The organism is Cobetia sp. SIMBA_158 (assembly GCF_046566945.1).
GTDB classification, from domain to species: Bacteria; Pseudomonadota; Gammaproteobacteria; order Pseudomonadales; family Halomonadaceae; genus Cobetia; species Cobetia amphilecti.
In genome coordinates this window covers 1-232 of sequence record NZ_JAWJYL010001169.1, presented here as the reverse complement: position 1 = coordinate 232, position 232 = coordinate 1, and the positions used below count along the sequence as shown (strand labels likewise).

Below are 232 nucleotides of genomic sequence, written 5' to 3'. Positions count from 1 at the left end.
GTCGTAGGTCACATCAACGCCCAGCTCTTTACCCGCTTGTTGTGCGCCGTTGCCACCGCTGGTAAAAAATCCCACGCCAACCAGTTTGGGAATAAATGCAATACGCTCTGCGGCCTGCACATTCATAGAGATTGCGGCAATGCCAAGAACGCTAAGTAAGGCGATTTTCTTAAAGCGATGAAGTGTCATGAAGATATCCTTTATGGCAATGGGTTATTGGCCCGACGCGCCA

1 pseudogene is annotated in these 232 nt (G+C 50.0%); it reads right to left on the bottom strand.

Annotated elements, in window-relative coordinates:
* Positions 1 to 189 (bottom strand): annotated as a pseudogene (locus R2R70_RS23435) (rhamnose ABC transporter substrate-binding protein); the annotation flags it as partial.
* Positions 190 to 232 lie beyond the last annotated feature (43 nt).